15 protein-coding genes are annotated in these 15,648 nt (G+C 54.3%); 3 read left to right on the top strand and 12 right to left on the bottom strand.

All coding sequences use genetic code 11. The features are described 5' to 3' along the window. Positions 1-100: 100 nt before the first annotated feature. The 8 genes from K1718_RS14830 to K1718_RS14795 all read right to left on the bottom strand — a co-directional run bounded on the left by K1718_RS14830 (position 101) and on the right by K1718_RS14795 (position 6,982). Positions 101-340: a GlsB/YeaQ/YmgE family stress response membrane protein gene (locus K1718_RS14830; protein WP_152501660.1), complete on the bottom strand. Its 240-nt coding sequence runs from the start codon at positions 338-340 to the stop codon at positions 101-103. 22 nt (positions 341-362) lie between these two features. Next, entirely contained in the window at positions 363-611 is a 249-nt protein-coding gene (locus tag K1718_RS14825) for a GlsB/YeaQ/YmgE family stress response membrane protein (protein WP_152501659.1), read from the bottom strand. A 25-nt stretch (positions 612-636) separates the two neighbouring features. Beyond that, positions 637-1,092: a hypothetical protein gene (locus tag K1718_RS14820; RefSeq protein ID WP_265681880.1), complete on the bottom strand. Its 456-nt coding sequence runs from the start codon at positions 1,090-1,092 to the stop codon at positions 637-639. Between the two features lie 61 nt (positions 1,093-1,153). Next, positions 1,154-2,602: a dihydrolipoyl dehydrogenase gene (gene lpdA / locus K1718_RS14815; protein WP_265681882.1), complete on the bottom strand. Its 1,449-nt coding sequence runs from the start codon at positions 2,600-2,602 to the stop codon at positions 1,154-1,156. Between the two features lie 72 nt (positions 2,603-2,674). Further along, positions 2,675-4,000 carry a pyruvate dehydrogenase complex dihydrolipoamide acetyltransferase gene (locus K1718_RS14810; RefSeq protein ID WP_152501656.1) on the bottom strand — a complete coding sequence of 442 codons (1,326 nt, stop codon included), beginning with the start codon at positions 3,998-4,000 and terminating at the stop codon, positions 2,675-2,677. A gap of 16 nt (positions 4,001-4,016) precedes the next feature. Continuing rightward, the gene (locus tag K1718_RS14805) at positions 4,017-5,402 is read right to left on the bottom strand and encodes a pyruvate dehydrogenase complex E1 component subunit beta (protein WP_265681885.1); all 1,386 of its coding nucleotides are present in this window, start codon (positions 5,400-5,402) and stop codon (positions 4,017-4,019) included. 14 nt (positions 5,403-5,416) lie between these two features. After that, the gene (gene pdhA / locus K1718_RS14800) at positions 5,417-6,466 is read right to left on the bottom strand and encodes a pyruvate dehydrogenase (acetyl-transferring) E1 component subunit alpha (protein WP_152501654.1); all 1,050 of its coding nucleotides are present in this window, start codon (positions 6,464-6,466) and stop codon (positions 5,417-5,419) included. A 174-nt stretch (positions 6,467-6,640) separates the two neighbouring features. After that, complete coding sequence (locus K1718_RS14795; protein WP_152501653.1) at positions 6,641-6,982, bottom strand: FtsB family cell division protein; 342 nt, start codon at positions 6,980-6,982, stop codon at positions 6,641-6,643. 124 nt (positions 6,983-7,106) lie between these two features. Here K1718_RS14795 and K1718_RS14790 point away from each other — a divergent pair, with 124 nt between their 5' ends. After that, positions 7,107-7,760, top strand: a complete 654-nt coding sequence (locus K1718_RS14790) for a protein-L-isoaspartate(D-aspartate) O-methyltransferase (protein ID WP_265681887.1) — start codon at positions 7,107-7,109, stop codon at positions 7,758-7,760. A 4-nt stretch (positions 7,761-7,764) separates the two neighbouring features. On the opposite strand, the gene mfd is transcribed toward K1718_RS14790, so the two are convergent. Both mfd and K1718_RS14780 read right to left on the bottom strand, forming a co-directional pair. Next, entirely contained in the window at positions 7,765-11,250 is a 3,486-nt protein-coding gene (gene mfd / locus K1718_RS14785) for a transcription-repair coupling factor (protein ID WP_265681889.1), read from the bottom strand. Positions 11,251-11,269: 19 nt separating this feature from the next. Continuing rightward, positions 11,270-11,596, bottom strand: coding sequence for an FAD assembly factor SdhE (locus tag K1718_RS14780; RefSeq protein WP_152501651.1), 327 nt, complete (start codon positions 11,594-11,596; stop codon positions 11,270-11,272). Positions 11,597-11,823: 227 nt separating this feature from the next. Between K1718_RS14780 and recG the strand changes: the two genes are divergently transcribed. Further along, positions 11,824-13,926: an ATP-dependent DNA helicase RecG gene (recG, locus tag K1718_RS14775; protein ID WP_265681891.1), complete on the top strand. Its 2,103-nt coding sequence runs from the start codon at positions 11,824-11,826 to the stop codon at positions 13,924-13,926. Here recG and K1718_RS14770 read toward each other — a convergent pair whose 3' ends face one another. Then, the gene (locus tag K1718_RS14770; protein ID WP_152501649.1) at positions 13,927-14,664 is read right to left on the bottom strand and encodes a DUF502 domain-containing protein; all 738 of its coding nucleotides are present in this window, start codon (positions 14,662-14,664) and stop codon (positions 13,927-13,929) included. Between the two features lie 143 nt (positions 14,665-14,807). On the opposite strand from K1718_RS14770, the gene K1718_RS14765 reads away from it, so the two are divergent. Next, positions 14,808-15,203, top strand: a complete 396-nt coding sequence (locus K1718_RS14765; protein ID WP_265681893.1) for a YbaN family protein — start codon at positions 14,808-14,810, stop codon at positions 15,201-15,203. A gap of 6 nt (positions 15,204-15,209) precedes the next feature. On the opposite strand, the gene K1718_RS14760 is transcribed toward K1718_RS14765, so the two are convergent. After that, positions 15,210-15,647: a GNAT family acetyltransferase gene (locus K1718_RS14760; protein ID WP_265681894.1), complete on the bottom strand. Its 438-nt coding sequence runs from the start codon at positions 15,645-15,647 to the stop codon at positions 15,210-15,212. Between the last annotated feature and the right edge of the window lies 1 nt (position 15,648).

Below are 15,648 nucleotides of genomic sequence, written 5' to 3'. Positions count from 1 at the left end.
GATGTCTCATTTTATCATCGCCAGTTGTTGCCATTCCCAGGCTCGACGAAACGGGTTCAGCATCGAGAACGACACGAACTTTCCGTACCAACTTGTCAAATCAGCTGCGTATTTTTCGCCACAAAAACAGAAACAGGATCGAGCCGAGAACAGCAATGATCAGCCGGTCGAGAATGCCACCCGTCAAATTGAGGTTTAAAATCGACGCAAGCTCACCACCGATCAACGCACCTATAAGGCCAACGACGAGGCTTCCGAGAAATCCACCACGGCTGTTGAGCACCCGGTGTGCGACGGCACCCGCGATCAGACCGATAATGATAGTGATGATCCATCCCATCGCGGGTCTCCCACTTCCCTGGCTAAGCGATCAGGCGCGCAAGCAACACGACGACGACGGCGCCGATCGCTGCGACAACGATCTCGTTGACCAGTGTGTTTCCCAGATTGATGTTGATGCCGGCTACCTTGAACAGGAATCCGCCGACAAATGCGCCGATCAATCCCGTAATCAGATAGCGGATCAATCCACCGCCACCCACTACGATACTCGCCAGCCAACCGGCAAGAATACCGATAGCAACCCAGATCAAAATTGCTTTCATATCCATTTTGCGCACTCGCCTATTTTTGGTTTCAGTCAGAACCGTGCTCGGCCCGATCAATAACAGCAGTGTATCCAATCGAACTATCATCACAACTTGCCGATATCACATCAACACCCACGTGCCTGAAGAAGCTGCTTGGTTTTGAAAATTCCAATCCGAACACGAGCCCATCATGAAGTACGAGTTTGCCTGAAACCTTACGGTCTCCCGCTTTTAGTTTCACACTTATGAAATGGTCGCCAACCGCGTATTTTCCCGTCAAACGGGAAAGGCGACCTTCAGCATAGTAGCGGAAACACGGAATACGGCCGTCAGACTGTCGTTCGACGAAAAACTGCTCATCAAGCTGTTTCTTTGCCAGCGCTGTTTGATCATCAGGCAGTATCGCCAGAGCAGCCCATATCGTCTTCTCTTCATGAGGCTTGAGAGACCAGCTTCCCTCACGAAACAAAAACCTCAATCCGTCAGAAAGATAGGCAAGCATATCAGCCTCATCGCCCGCATCACTATGGCTCCGGCCGTTTGTCCGGCCGGAGACTTCTCGGTCAAGCGTTGAGAACTTTGCCGTATGCGTCGAGCACAGCTTCCTTCATCATTTCCGAAAGTGTCGGATGCGGGAAAATCGTGTGCATCAACTCTTCTTCGGTCGTCTCAAGGTTCATTGCAACAATGAAGCCCTGAATAAGCTCCGTCACTTCGGCTCCACACATGTGTGCGCCCAGAAGCTCACCGGTTTTCTTGTCGAAGATGACCTTGATCAAGCCATTGTCTTCGCCAAGGGCGATCGCCTTACCGTTCGCATTGAACATATAACGACCGACGCGGATGTCGCGGCCCTGCTCCTTGGCCTTGGCTTCAGTCAGTCCGACAGAAGCGACCTGCGGGTTGCAGTAAGTACAGCCAGGGATTTTGCGGTGATCCATCGGGTGGACACCTGGGACGCCGGCAATCTTTTCAATGCAGATTACACCTTCATGCTCTGCCTTGTGTGCCAGCATGGGCGGACCGGCAACGTCACCGATGGCATAGATGCCCGGAACACTGGTCCGGCCATATTCATCAATGACAACACAGCCGCGATCGGTTTTTACGCCAAGTGCCTCAAGGCCGATATTCTCGATATTGCCCTGAACCCCGACCGCCGAGATCAGATGATCTGCCGTGATCTGGCTGACTTTTCCGTCCTTGGTTTCAACATGCGCGGTGATGGAGTTCGCTGCTTTGTCGACTTTCGTGACCTTGGCTTCGGTAATGATTTTCAGCCCGCGCTTTTCCAAAGCCTTGCGAGCGAATTTCGAGATTTCCTCGTCCTCAACCGGCATCACGTTGGCCATCAGTTCGACAACCGTCACATCAACGCCCATCGACAGATAGAAAGAGGCGAACTCGATGCCAATCGCGCCAGATCCCATGACAACAAGCGATTTTGGCATCTTGGCTGGCTTCATTGCCTCGAAATAGGTCCAGATCAGTTTTCCATCCGGTTCGATACCAGGCAGTGCCCGCGGACGGGCGCCGGTCGCAACGATGATATGCTTGGCGGTATAGGTGCCCTCGCCCTTAACGCCCTTGGGCACCGGATGCTGAGGTTCAACGGCGGGCTTGGAAGACTTCCCGACAACAATTTGCCCCGGCTTTGCCAACTTGGCTTCGCCCCAGATTACATCGATCTTGTTTTTCTTCATCAGAAAGCCGACGCCGCCGTTCAAACGCGCCGAAACACCGCGCGAACGTGCAACAACGTCCTTCACGTCTGCTTTCATTGAACCTTCAAGCGTCAAGCCAAAGCTCTTGGCATGATTGGCATGATCGAGAATTTCTGCCGACCGCAGCAGGGCCTTGGTCGGGATGCAGCCCCAGTTGAGGCAGATGCCGCCAAGATGTTCCCGTTCAACGATTGCGGTCTTCAATCCCAGTTGGGCGGACCGTATGGCAGTGACGTAACCACCTGGCCCGGAGCCGATGATGATGACGTCGTAGTTGGTATCAGCCATGGTGTTTTCCCCGGCAAATGAAACTTCATTTGAAAAACGGCGCGGCGTTGCCGCCGCGCCGGAGCTGAGGTCTTAAACCAGCATGCTCATTGGATTTTCGATGTAGCCTTTAAATGCGGCCAGCAGCTCCGCACCGAGCGCACCGTCCACGCAACGGTGGTCGGTGGAGAGCGTCACGCTCATCACGGTGGCAACGGCAAGTTCGCCGTCCTTGACGACAGGGCGTTTTTCACCGGCGCCAACTGCAAGAATGGTGGCGTGCGGTGGGTTCACGACCGCAGAGAAGTTCTTTACGCCCATCATGCCCATGTTGGACACAGCAGTCGTTCCGCCCTGATATTCTTCAGGCTTCAGCTTGCGTTCCTTCGCCCGCTTGCCGAGATCCTTCATCTGATTGGAGATGACGGAAAGCGATTTCTCTTCTGCACTGCGGATGATCGGCGTAATCAGACCGCCGGGAATGGACACGGCGACGCCCACATCGGCATGCTTGTGCATGACCATGTTGTCATCTGTCCAGGACACATTTGCGTCCGGAACGTCACGAAGAGCCAATGCAAGCGCTTTGATGGTCATATCGTTGACCGAAAGCTTGTAGGCCGGCTTGCCGTCCTTGTCTTTTGCAGCAGAACCATTGAGCTGCGCGCGCAATGCCAACAGAGCATCCAGTTCCACGTCGACAGACACATAGAAGTGCGGAATCGTCTGTTTGGATTCCGTAAGACGCTTCGCGATTGTCTTGCGCATGCCATCATGCGGCACCAGCTCGTAACTGTCTTCATCGAAGAGTTTCAGCACCTGATCGGCGGAAGGTCCGCTTGCCGGAGCTGCAGCAGCAGCCTTGGGAGCTTCTGCGGCAGGAGCAACCTTGCCTGTCCCGGCTTCAAGAGCAGTCTCAATATCGCGTTTTACAATCCGGCCGTGGGGACCGGTTCCCTTCAAAGCGTTGAGATCAAGCGAATTCAGTTTGGCAAGCCGCCTCGCGAGCGGCGAAGCAAACAGGCGCGTTCCGTCAGAAGCCACCGGAGCTGGCCCCGCAGGAGCTGCAACAGCAGGCGCCGCAGTGGCTGGAGCGGTGTCTGCCGCCGGTGCCGGTTCGGCAGCTGAGGCTGCCGGAGCTGCTGCACCAGAGGTATCGATAGAACTTGCGTCTTCGCCCTCTTCCAGCAAAACAGCGATCAGTTCGTTGACCTTGACCCCTTGGGAGCCCTCAGCAACAAGGATTTTGCCGACTGTTCCTTCATCAACGGCTTCCACTTCCATGGTTGCCTTGTCGGTTTCGATTTCTGCGATCACATCGCCCGCCGAAACCTGATCGCCTTCCTTGACCAGCCATTTGGCCAGGTTGCCCTCTTCCATGGTCGGAGAGAGGGCCGGCATGGTGATATTAATTGGCATGTCCGTCTCCCCCGCCTCAGGCTGTGTAGGTCACGGCTTTCACCGCTTCGATAACTTCAGAAACAGTCGGCAATGCGAGTTTTTCCAGGTTTGCGGCATAAGGCATCGGAACGTCCTTGCCAGTCACCCGGGTTATGGGCGCATCGAGATAGTCGAAGGCCTGTTCCTGAACCTGATAAGCAATTTCCGACGACACTGAGCACATCGGGAAAGCTTCCTCGATGGTCACCACACGCCCCGTTTTGCGAACTGACGCAAGAACTGTGTCGATGTCCAGAGGGCGGATTGTACGCAGATTGATGACTTCGGCTGAAATGCCCATTCCGGCCAATTCTTCAGCAGCCTTGAGCGTGTAGGTCATGCCGATGCCCCAGGAAACCAGGGTCACATCGGTTCCGCCACGTTCCACCTTGGCCTTGCCAATCGGAAGTACAAAGTCGTCAACATCCGGGATTTCAAACGAATGACCATAAAGGATTTCGTTTTCCAGGAAGATGACCGGGTTGGGATCACGGATCGCAGCCTTTAAAAGACCTTTTGCATCCGCAGCCGAATAAGGCTGAATGACTTTCAGCCCGGGAACATGCGCATACCAGGAGGCATAGTCCTGCGAGTGCTGCGCGCCAACACGCGCCGCAGCGCCATTGGGTCCGCGGAAAACAATCGGGGCACCCATTTGGCCACCCGACATGTACAGCGTTTTGGCAGCAGAGTTGATGATCTGATCAATACCCTGCATGGCGAAGTTGAACGTCATGAATTCAACGATGGGCTTCAACCCTGCCATTGCAGCCCCAACGCCGAGACCGGCAAAGCCGTGCTCCGTGATAGGAGTATCGATAACGCGCTTTTCTGAAAACTCATCCAGCAAGCCTTGCGTGATCTTGTAAGCGCCCTGGTATTCGGCCACCTCTTCACCCATGACAAAGACGTCCGGATCCCGGCGCATTTCCTCTGCCATGGCATCGCGCAGTGCTTCACGCACCGTTGATGATTTCATCGGCGTTCCCGCAGGAACCTCCGGATCCTCGACGACTTCAGCCACCGGCGCTTGCGGCGCAGCGGCAACAGCCGGTGCACTCGGAGCTTCTGCAGCAGCAGCAGGAGCCGCAGCAGGAGCAGGCGAAGCCGCAGCAGCGTCGATCGCGCTGGCATCCTCACCTTCGCCAAGCAAAACGGCGATTTTCTCGTTGACCTTTACGTTGTCGGTCCCTTCGGCAACAAGGATCTTGCCAAGCGTTCCTTCATCGACGGCTTCCACTTCCATGGTTGCCTTGTCTGTTTCGATTTCCGCGATGACGTCGCCCGCGGACACAGTGTCGCCTTCGGCCTTGAGCCATTTGGCGAGCTTACCCTCTTCCATTGTCGGCGAGAGCGCCGGCATCAAAATGTCGATCGGCATGTTTTCCCCCGGCGTTAAAGCAGAATGTCAGTGTAGAGTTCAGACGCATCCGGTTCCGGATCAGTCTGAGCAAATTCAGCAGCTTCGGCGACCCTTGCCCGGACATCCTTATCGATGCCTTTGAGGTCGTCCTCGCTTGCCCACTTGTTTTCCAGAAGGCGCGCACGAACCTGCTCGATCGGATCGTGTTCGGTCCGCATTTTCTGCACTTCGTCCTTGGAGCGGTATTTCGCCGGATCGGACATCGAGTGACCACGATAGCGATACGTGATCATTTCCAGGATGAAGGGACCCTTGCCTTCGCGGCACCAGGTCAGCGCTTTTTCGGAGGCAGCCTTGACTGCGCGAACATCCATGCCGTCGACCTGTTCGCCCGGGATCCCGAAGGAAGCGCCACGCTGGGAAAGGTCGGTCATTGCAGATGCGCGTGCGACGCTCGTGCCCATGCCGTATTTGTTGTTTTCGATCACGTAAACAACAGGGAGCTTCCAAAGCTCGGCCATATTGAAGCTTTCATAGACCTGCCCCTGGTTGGAAGCGCCGTCACCGAAGAAAGCCATCGCAACATTGCCGTTGCCCCGGTATTTGTTGGCAAAACCAAGACCTGTTCCAAGCGACACCTGAGCGCCGACAATCCCGTGTCCTCCATAGAAATGCTTTTCCTTGGAGAACATGTGCATGGAACCGCCCTTGCCTTTCGACAAGCCGCCGCGGCGCCCGGTAAGCTCCGCCATCACGCCCTTGGGGTCGAGGTCCATGGCCAGCATGTGCCCGTGGTCGCGGTACCCGGTGATCATCTGATCGCCGTCTTTTTTGGCCATCTGCATACCAACGACGACAGCTTCCTGCCCGATATACAAATGGCAGAACCCGCCGATGAAGCCCATGCCGTATAGCTGACCGGCTTTTTCTTCGAATCGGCGAATGAGTAGCATTTCGCGGTAGGCGTGGAGTTCATCGTCTTTGTCGAACTCGGCGATCGCAGGCTTCGCTTTTTTAGCGGAGCTGCGGGTCCGGCTTGTGCTCTTTGAGCTAGCGGAAGTGGTCTTTCTTGCTGCGGCCATAACCCTCTTCTCGGCGTGACGTTTCCCCTAAGACAGGTAGGAGCAACTTATCCGCTCCCTTCTGTCAATCCAATCCATCGTTTTCTGATTCTTGAATTGATTTAAATGTCTGCTTTGGATGGTGAAATTAACGTTTAACTGAAAATCGATTAACTCTGAACAATAAACTTGTTTTCAGTTCATATCGTATCTATGCCCAGGACGAAGCACAACCAACTCGGTTTCGTGAACCAAATTGAGATTGAGGCGTGCGCGCTCATCAAGCATATCGGGATCAAGGCTTTCAGGACGTAGCAGACTGACCCTAGCCACAAGTTCCTGCCGCTCTGCGGATAATTCAGCCAACTCAGCCTCAAGTTCAGAAACCTGCCGCTCGATCATTGCTCTGCCAACCACGCCGAGTTCACCGCTCATGGCATGAAAACCAAAATAGCCAAGCGCTGCGATTGCGATCGCAGGCGTAATAAGGCGGCGAATAAAGGATTGCTTACGCTGACGGGTAGCTGCTCGGGGCACTCTTTGGACCTTAACGCTTCAACTCTGGTCTCTTTGTCAGAGTACTATGAGGCGTTAGGTTTAATAGAGTCTTGAGACGCGACAAAAATGCTCGTCTTCGTTGTGAACGACTGGAACCACACACATGGACCCCTTTGCCGCAGAACGTCACCAAATGGTTCTCGTCCAATTGGAAAGGCGCGGTCTGAAAGATGCCAGAGTGCTGGAGGCAATGCGGTTTGTCCCCAGACACCTCTTTGTGCCAGATGAGCAGCGATGCGACGCTTACTGGGATGGTCCGATGTCAATCGGACACGGTCAAACCATTTCCCAACCTTACATCGTTGCGCTAATGGCAGAAGCCTTGCAGTTGAGAGATTGTAGCGTTTGCCTGGACGTCGGAACCGGATCCGGTTATGCGGCAGCCGTTTTGTCCAAGCTCTGCGCCCATGTCGTCAGTATCGAGCGATTTTCCCTGCTCGCAGAGACGGCGAGAAACAATCTCGTCACCGCTGGATTTGAAAATGTTGACGTCATCTGTGGTGACGGCAGCCTAGGCTATCGTGCGAAAGCACCTTATGACGCAATTACAGTTGCTGCGGGAGCCCCTTTTGTTCCCCAAGAGCTCAAGGAGCAACTGAAGCCTGGAGGGCGCTTGGTGATTCCAGTTGGTTCCTCCCGAAGTCTTCAGGATCTAATCGTTGTCCGCCGCGTTTCTGATGGAACCTATGAATCCAAAAACTTCGGCAAGGTCGCATTTGTTCCCTTTGTCGGTGCACAGGCCTGGCCAGAGCACTAAAGGTTTACGCCGCAGCCAGACGCGCCAATTTCGTTAGCACAGTCGCTGTCCCCTTCAGACGGGTGTCCGTGTTTTCCCATTCCCGCGTGAGTACAATTTTCTGGTCGGGACGTATTTTGGCCAGCACGCCCTGTTCTGCAATGTAAGACACGAGACCTGGCGGATTTGCGAATTCAGAATTGCGGAAACTGACAACTATGCCTTTCGGACCCGCATCGACTTTCTCGACATTGGCCTTGCGGCAAAGCCCTTTGATGAAAACGATCTTGAGAAGGTGTTGAACTTCGTCCGGCAACGGTCCGAACCGATCAATCATTTCAGCGCCAAACGCATCAATTTCTTCCGCCTCAGTCACGTCACCAAGCCTGCGATAGAGCTGCAGACGCAGCTGTAGGTCGGCGACATAGTCCTCGGGAATGAGAACTGGTGTACCAATGTTGATCTGCGGCGACCATTGTTCATCACCGAAGTCAGCGCCACCGTCTTTCAACTGCGCGACAGCTTCCTCCAACATCTGCTGGTAGAGCTCAAACCCAACTTCCTTGATATGACCCGATTGCTCTTCACCCAACAGGTTCCCTGCTCCGCGAATGTCCAGATCGTGGCTGGCCAATTGGAACCCGGCCCCAAGCGTCTCCAGAGACTGAAGCACTTTGAGCCGCCGCTCCGCAGTCGCGGTCAGTGTCTTGTTTGCCGGCACAGTGAAAAGCGCATAAGCACGTGTTTTGGATCTGCCAACGCGGCCGCGCAGCTGGTAAAGCTGTGAGAGACCGAACATATCGGCTCTGTGCACGATCAAGGTATTTGCAGTTGGAATGTCGAGGCCAGATTCCACAATCGTTGTCGACAGAAGCACATTGTATTTGCCCTCATAAAAGGCATTCATGACGTCTTCCAGTTCGCCAGGCGGCATTTGACCGTGGGCGACCGCGACCTTCAACTCCGGCACCTGCTCTTCCATGAAGGCCATGCGCTCAGCAAGGTCAGACAATCGCGGACAGACATAAAAGCTCTGACCGCCCCGATAGTGCTCACGCAACAGGGCTTCGCGAACCACTAGCGGGTCAAAGGGCGAAACGAATGTTCTCACCGCCAGCCGATCAACAGGCGGTGTTGCAATGAGGGATAGTTCCCGAACACCGGTCAAGGCAAGTTGCAATGTCCTCGGAATTGGCGTCGCAGACAACGTCAGAACGTGGACATCCGACTTCAGCTCTTTCAGGCGCTCCTTGTGCTTCACGCCGAAATGCTGCTCTTCGTCGATGACAAGCAAACCGAGATCGCGGAATTGAACGGATTTACCGAGCAGCGCATGCGTTCCGACAACGATATCTATCGAACCATCTGTCAGACCCTTCTTAGTCTGTGTCAGTTGCCGGGTTGGCACGAGTCGTGACGCATGAGCGACATTGATCGGGAGTCCATGAAAGCGGTCCGAGAAGGTCTTGAAGTGTTGGCGGGCCAGCAATGTGGTCGGCACCACAACTGCAACCTGTCGCCCTGACATGGCCGCGATGAAGGCTGCTCGCAGCGCGACCTCAGTTTTGCCGAACCCAACATCCCCGCAGACAAGCCGGTCCATCGGACGGCCAGAAGAAAGATCCTCGAACACGGCGTCGATTGCCGTCATCTGGTCATCTGTTTCTTCGTAAGGAAAGCGCGTAGCAAATTCGTCGTAGACACCTTCCGGCGTCTCCACAACAGGCGCAGTCTTCAAGGCACGCTGCGCGGCCGTCTTGATCAATCCATCGGCAATTTCGAGTATGCGTTTCTTGAGTTTAGCCTTACGGGCTTGCCAGGCTCCTCCACCCAATTTGTCCAGTTGTGCTTCCTGGTCCTCCGAGCCGTATCGAGACAACAGTTCGATGTTTTCAACCGGCAAATAGAGTTTGTCTCCTCCCGCATATTTCAGCTCGAGACAATCATGTGGAGCACCAACGGCTTCTATGGTCTTCAGACCGATAAAGCGGCCGATGCCATGCTCAACGTGAACGACCAAGTCCCCTTCCGACAGGCCGGTTGCTTCTGTTATGACGTTGGCGCCCTTGGCTTTGCGACGCGATTTACGCACCAGCCGGTCGCCGAGAATGTCTTGCTCGCCGATAAAGGCGATGTCCTGAAGTTCAAATCCATGTTCGATACCAAGGACGCAAAGCGCTGAAGTCTTTGCCTGCAGGGTTTTTGTCTGTTCGAAGGTATCGACTTCCTGAACCGAGCCCAGTCCATGGTCGGCCAGAATCTGCCCCAGACGGTCACGAGAGCCATCTGACCAGCAGGCAATAACAGTACGTTTTCCCGATGCCTGCAGTTCCCGCACATGAGCTGTGAGGGCATCGAAGATGTTTACATCTCCTGCGGCCCGCTCTGCGGCAAAACTGCGTCCTTGCCTGCCACCAAGTGCAACGACTGTTTTCCCGCTTCCCGGCGGTGGTGTAAATGCATCCAGCGCTGCACTCGCCCTGTCAGCGATGGCAGCAGTCCAGTCTTTTTCTGAAATGTAAAGCCGGTTCGGTTCGATGGGCATATAAGGTACAGTGCCTGCGCCAGCGCCCATCTCGCGAGCCTCCTGGCGCGCCCTGTAATGCTCGTTGATCTGCTCGGCGCGTTCGCGAACCGCATCAGCACTGTTGGTGTCGAGAACGATAGGAGCATCGCCGACATAGTCGAAAATCGTTTCGAGACGGTCGTGGAACAGCGGTAACCAGTGTTCCATCCCAGCATAGCGCCTGCCGTCGCTGATCGACTGGTAGAGGACATCTTCGCGACTGGCTGCGCCAAAGCTTGCCAAATATGACTTTCTGAATCGCGAAATTGCCTCGTCCGACAAAACAACCTCGCTCATAGGCACAAGGTCAAGGCGCTTCAGTTGTCTGGATGTCCGTTGTGTTTCGGCATTGAAAGATCGGATTGACTCAAGCGTGTCTCCGAAGAAATCAAGACGAACAGGCTCTTCCGAACCAGGAGCAAACAAATCGACAATTCCGCCGCGGACAGCGTATTCACCTGTTTCCCGCACTGTGGGTGTGCGCGAAAACCCGTTCATTTCCAGCCAATTGGAGATTGCGGACATGTCAACCTGATTGCCCGGCGCCATCGAAAAAGTCTGATCGGCCATGAACGACCGTTCCGGCACACGCTGGAGAGCGGCATTGAGCGTTGTGAGCAGGATCGTTTTCTGTCCGGCCTGGATACCACGGGCAAGCTGACCCAATGCAAGCAAACGCCGCGCACTGATAGCTGTATTTGGTGAGACCCGATCGTAAGGCAGACAATCCCATGCCGGCAGCTGAACGATATTCGCAGAAGGATCAAAAAATGCGAGCGCTTCACTGACCATCGCCATGCGAGTCGCATCACGCGCAACAAAAACAAGCGAAAGTCCTACCGCTTCACACTCGGAAAGCAGCTTTGCAAGCGCATAGCTTTCAGCGCCGTCAGGTACACCGGCCAACGTGACATTGGCCTGGTCTTTCAGAAGGCTGTCAAACACAGCAATTGTCCTTAGAAGTCTATTTCGAGAAACCGGCCGGACCGGCTTTTTCATGGTAAGCGATTATCCGACGATAAAGCGGCCCATCCCACTCCTGAGGCAGAGGTTTGCGGCCGGTCATCCACGCATAGAGGTCTTGATCATGTGCCGTGAGCAGATGCTCCAATTCCTGCATTTCTTTTTCGTCGAGACTGTCTATCTCGGCGTCTGCAAAGCCTCCGAGCAACAAGTCCATCTCTTTCATACCACGGTGCCAACAACGGAAGAGAACCTTCTTGCGGCGGGAATCTCTAGCTGCGCCTTTCGGGATGCTCTGAGATCCGGGAGTTCTGGATGCGTCTGTCATGGCTGGCTTTCAAGATAATGATCCGTTCTGCGGACATTGGAGTGTCGCAGATCTATTGGATCGCACCGGGCTGAAAAAATTGGTCGCGGATATATAACCCCGGTAGTGGGACTTGTCAGCGCCCGAGTTCTCAGAATGTTCTATTTGTTGCGAAACTGTCTCTCTTCATGCCAGAACAGTATCAGGTCGCGAAAGGACCGATTGTAAAAAGGTATGTGACCAGCAAGATGCGCCCACCGGTTCTCGACCCATTGTTTGCCCCGGTTTCCACACTGCCCGGCATCGGACCGAAAATCGCAAAACTCTTATCCGGACTGGTCGGATCACAGCCAGACCGCGATGCCACCGTTGCCGATCTCCTGTTTCATATTCCTCACAGCTTGATCGACAGACGTCACAGACCGGGCATCGCCTATTCTGAAAATGGAGATATTGTCACGCTTGACGTGACAATCGGCAGGCACGCAGCACCGCCCCGCCATTCCAAGGCACCCTACAAGATCACTGCGTTTGACGAGACCGGTCAAATCAGTTTCGTTTTCTTTCACCCCCGAAGAGACTGGTTGGAAAAGAACTATCCCGAAGGCGAAAGGCGGGTCGTTTCCGGAAAGGTCGAGTGGTTCCACGACAAGCCACAAATGGTGCACCCCGACTATTCTCTGGCTCCTGAAGAAGCCGAACAGATGCCCCCTATTGAGCCGGTCTACCCGTTAACAGCCGGGGTCGCGGCAAAAACGCTTCAAAAGGCGATGAAGGCTGCGACCGGCAAGGTGCCTCATCTGCCAGAGTGGTTGGACGAAGCTTACTTGCAAAAAAATGGTTGGCCGGGTTTTACCGAGGCGCTCAGGGTACTTCACGCACCTGAAGAGCGGCAGGACCTGGACCCCCACTCAGCCTATATGGAACGCCTTGCCTATGATGAACTTCTGGCGAGCCAGCTCGCGCTCGCCATGGTTCGTAAGCACATGCGCACACTTGGTGGTGTCTCACGTGCACCTGAGGGAAGATTGCAGACCGCGGTCATTGGATCTCTGCCCTTCCGACTGACCGGCAGCCAAGTACAGGCTATCAAAGAAATCAACGATGATCTCGCAGAACCCGTGCGAATGCTTCGTCTCCTCCAAGGCGATGTCGGTTCCGGCAAGACGGTCGTGGCGCTGGCAACGCTTGCTCAGGTTATCGAAACGGGCGCACAAGGCGCTCTTATGGCGCCAACTGAAATATTGGCTCGGCAGCATTTCAGTTCCATGGCTCCCTTGTGTGAAAAGGCCGGTATCCGACTTGCACTGATGACGGGCAAGGACAGCCAAAAGGAAAGACGTTTGAGGCAGGAACAGCTGGACCGGGGAGAAATCGATCTTGTAGTCGGCACTCATGCCCTTTTCCAGGGAAACGTCACTTTCAAGGATCTTGGAATGGTGGTGGTTGATGAACAGCACCGCTTTGGAGTTCATCAGCGGCTTGCCCTGTCGGCGAAGGGGCAAGGCGTCGATGTTCTCGTCATGACCGCGACACCTATCCCGCGAACGCTCGTCCTCACAGGTTTCGGAGATATGGATGTCTCGAGGTTGACGGACAAACCTGCAGGTCGAAAACCGATAAAAACCGTGTCTGTTTCTCTGGACCGCCTTGACGAAATCATAGGACGCGTCGGAGCAGCTGTCTCCGAGGGACAAAAAGTCTACTGGGTCTGCCCACTGGTCGAGGAATCGGAGAAAACTGACTTGGCAGCCGTTGAGGACAGACATCGTGTTCTGGAACATTTTCTGAACCAAAGGGTTTCGCTGGTACACGGCCGCATGACTGCGGATGAGAAAGACGCTGCGATGGCCGATTTCAAATCCGGCAAGACCAAAATTCTTGTAGCAACCACCGTCATCGAGGTCGGGGTCGATGTCCCTGACGCCACCATCATTGTTATAGAGCATGCCGAGCGTTTCGGGCTTGCTCAATTGCACCAGCTCAGAGGACGTGTCGGTCGCGGAGACAAGGCTTCTTCATGTGTACTGCTCTATAAAGGTCCGCTTGGTGAAACTGCAGGGGCACGTCTCAACATCATGCGGGAAACGAACGATGGTTTCCTCATCGCAGAAGAAGATCTGAAGCTGCGCGGTGGCGGAGAAATCCTAGGAACAAGGCAATCCGGCACGCCTGGCTTCCGAATTGCCAGGGCCGATGAGCATGCGGATCTGATGGAAGTCGCCCGAGACGACGCGAGGCTAATTCTGGAAATGGATCCTGAGCTTGAAAACACGCGTGGCCAAGCTCTGAGAGCCCTGCTCTATCTGTTCGGACGGGACGCCGCAATCAGGCTGTTGCGAGCCGGATAGTCAAGCGTCCTCTCGTTCCCTAATCTGCTTCAGCTTTTCAGGGTCCGCTATGACGTCTTCCAGAATTTCAGGATAGTCCGGGCTGACAAGACCAGCCGAAATCACCAGTTTGGCGGCCTCTTCGACACTCATGGACAGTTCAACAATATCTTCTTTCGGGACGAAAAGCAGAAAACCAGACGTCGGATTCGGCGTTGTTGGCAAAAACACCGACATCGTGTCGGCCTTGCCTTTCAACCGCCTCTCGACTTCTCCCTTGGTTTCCGTGGAAATAAACGCAATCGCCCAAAGCCCCTTACGTGGATATTCAATCAAGGCTGCCTTGGTAAAACTGTTGCCACGCTCATCAAGTACTGTCTCAAAAATCTGCTTTAAGCCACTGTAAATATTACGAACGAGGGGCATTCTTCCAAGTAAACTCTCGCCAACCGAGATCAAACTGCGTCCGAGAAAATTTGCCGCGAGAAAGCCAACAATCGTCAAAACAAAAATCGCGACGATTAGGCCGAATCCTGGAACAGGGAACGGCAGATACGTCTCAGGATTATAAATCCGGGGCACAAATGGCTTTACCCAGCCGTCGACCCATTTGATAAAGGTCCATGTCAGCCATAGCGTGATGCCAATCGGCCCGGTAATGACCAAGCCTGTCAGAAAGTAGTTTCGCAGGCGAGTTGCCGCACCGGGTCTGTGACCTATCTTGTGCGGATCATCTGAATTATCTTTGTGCCTGGTCATGAATAAAAACCGACTGACTTTCCTTTTGTGCTCGTCATTCCGTGTGACGTGACTTAGATAAGCATCATTATCGCAAGGCGGTATGCTTCGCTTGATTTATTTTTCGGCGATATACCCCAAAATTGCCGAATTCGGAGGCAGCGTTGCGGCGAGCCACGTTCAAACTGTTGGGAACCGGCTGTGTTGGGCTCGGAATTGTCGGTGCATTTCTACCGCTCCTTCCCAGCACGATCTTCTTCATTCTGGCAGCAGCCTGTTTTGCACGGTCGTCTCCCGCGCTTGAAACCAGGATTTTAAATCACCCGGTGTTCGGACCACCGGTCGTTGCCTGGCGAGAACACGGTGCCATTGGTCGTAAATCCAAGGCAATTGCGGTAGCAGGCATGACATTCGGCTATGGAATGTTCTTCTATACGGCCCAACCATCTGCCTGGCTGGCTGTCCTGGTCGGCCTCTTCATGATCGGATGCGCAACTTATGTGCTGAGCCGACCTTCGGACCTAAAGCCTCGTCAGGTCAAAGAGCAACCAGAAACTTGAACGGCATCAGTTGTCCGGAATGAGCCGCTTTCCGAGCGGAACTGCCTGATCTTCCGCATATCCAAGTTTTTCATAAAACTGCAGAACCTGCTCGTTTCCACGACGCACAAACAGGTTAATTTTGGGACATCCGAGCTCTTGAAGAAATGTCTCGCAGTGATCCATCAGCAATTTGCCGAGACCGGACGATTGATGGTCCGGGTCCACGCTTAGATAGTAGATTGAACCTCGGTGACCGTCGTAGCTGGCCATAACCGAACCAATGAGCTGATTTCCCAAGAGCAAAACAAAAAATGCCCCGTTCTTGTCAGTTAGCTTTCGGTCGATGTCTTTGTTTGGATCATTCCAGGCCCTCGTCAGCCCGCACCTTTCCCAAAGGCTGATGACATCGTGCCGAAAGCTTTCCTCAAAGTGGCTGATGCTTGGTTCCGGAGATGAAGTCATT

Source organism: Roseibium porphyridii, assembly GCF_026191725.2.
Taxonomy (GTDB): Bacteria; Pseudomonadota; Alphaproteobacteria; order Rhizobiales; family Stappiaceae; genus Roseibium; species Roseibium porphyridii.
Note: the sequence above shows the minus strand (reverse complement) of the source record. Positions and strands in the feature narration are given on the sequence as shown.

Coding starts and splice junctions, on each gene's coding strand:
- K1718_RS14830 (WP_152501660.1), bottom strand. CDS start 340: ATGGGATGGATCATCACTATCATTATCGGTCTGATCGCGGGTGCCGTC.
- K1718_RS14825 (WP_152501659.1), bottom strand. CDS start 611: ATGGATATGAAAGCAATTTTGATCTGGGTTGCTATCGGTATTCTTGCC.
- K1718_RS14820 (WP_265681880.1), bottom strand. CDS start 1,092: ATGCTTGCCTATCTTTCTGACGGATTGAGGTTTTTGTTTCGTGAGGGA.
- lpdA (WP_265681882.1), bottom strand. CDS start 2,602: ATGGCTGATACCAACTACGACGTCATCATCATCGGCTCCGGGCCAGGT.
- K1718_RS14810 (WP_152501656.1), bottom strand. CDS start 4,000: ATGCCAATTAATATCACCATGCCGGCCCTCTCTCCGACCATGGAAGAG.
- K1718_RS14805 (WP_265681885.1), bottom strand. CDS start 5,402: ATGCCGATCGACATTTTGATGCCGGCGCTCTCGCCGACAATGGAAGAG.
- pdhA (WP_152501654.1), bottom strand. CDS start 6,466: ATGGCCGCAGCAAGAAAGACCACTTCCGCTAGCTCAAAGAGCACAAGC.
- K1718_RS14790 (WP_265681887.1), top strand. CDS start 7,107: ATGGACCCCTTTGCCGCAGAACGTCACCAAATGGTTCTCGTCCAATTG.
- K1718_RS14780 (WP_152501651.1), bottom strand. CDS start 11,596: ATGACAGACGCATCCAGAACTCCCGGATCTCAGAGCATCCCGAAAGGC.
- recG (WP_265681891.1), top strand. CDS start 11,824: ATGCGCCCACCGGTTCTCGACCCATTGTTTGCCCCGGTTTCCACACTG.
- K1718_RS14770 (WP_152501649.1), bottom strand. CDS start 14,664: ATGACCAGGCACAAAGATAATTCAGATGATCCGCACAAGATAGGTCAC.
- K1718_RS14760 (WP_265681894.1), bottom strand. CDS start 15,647: ATGACTTCATCTCCGGAACCAAGCATCAGCCACTTTGAGGAAAGCTTT.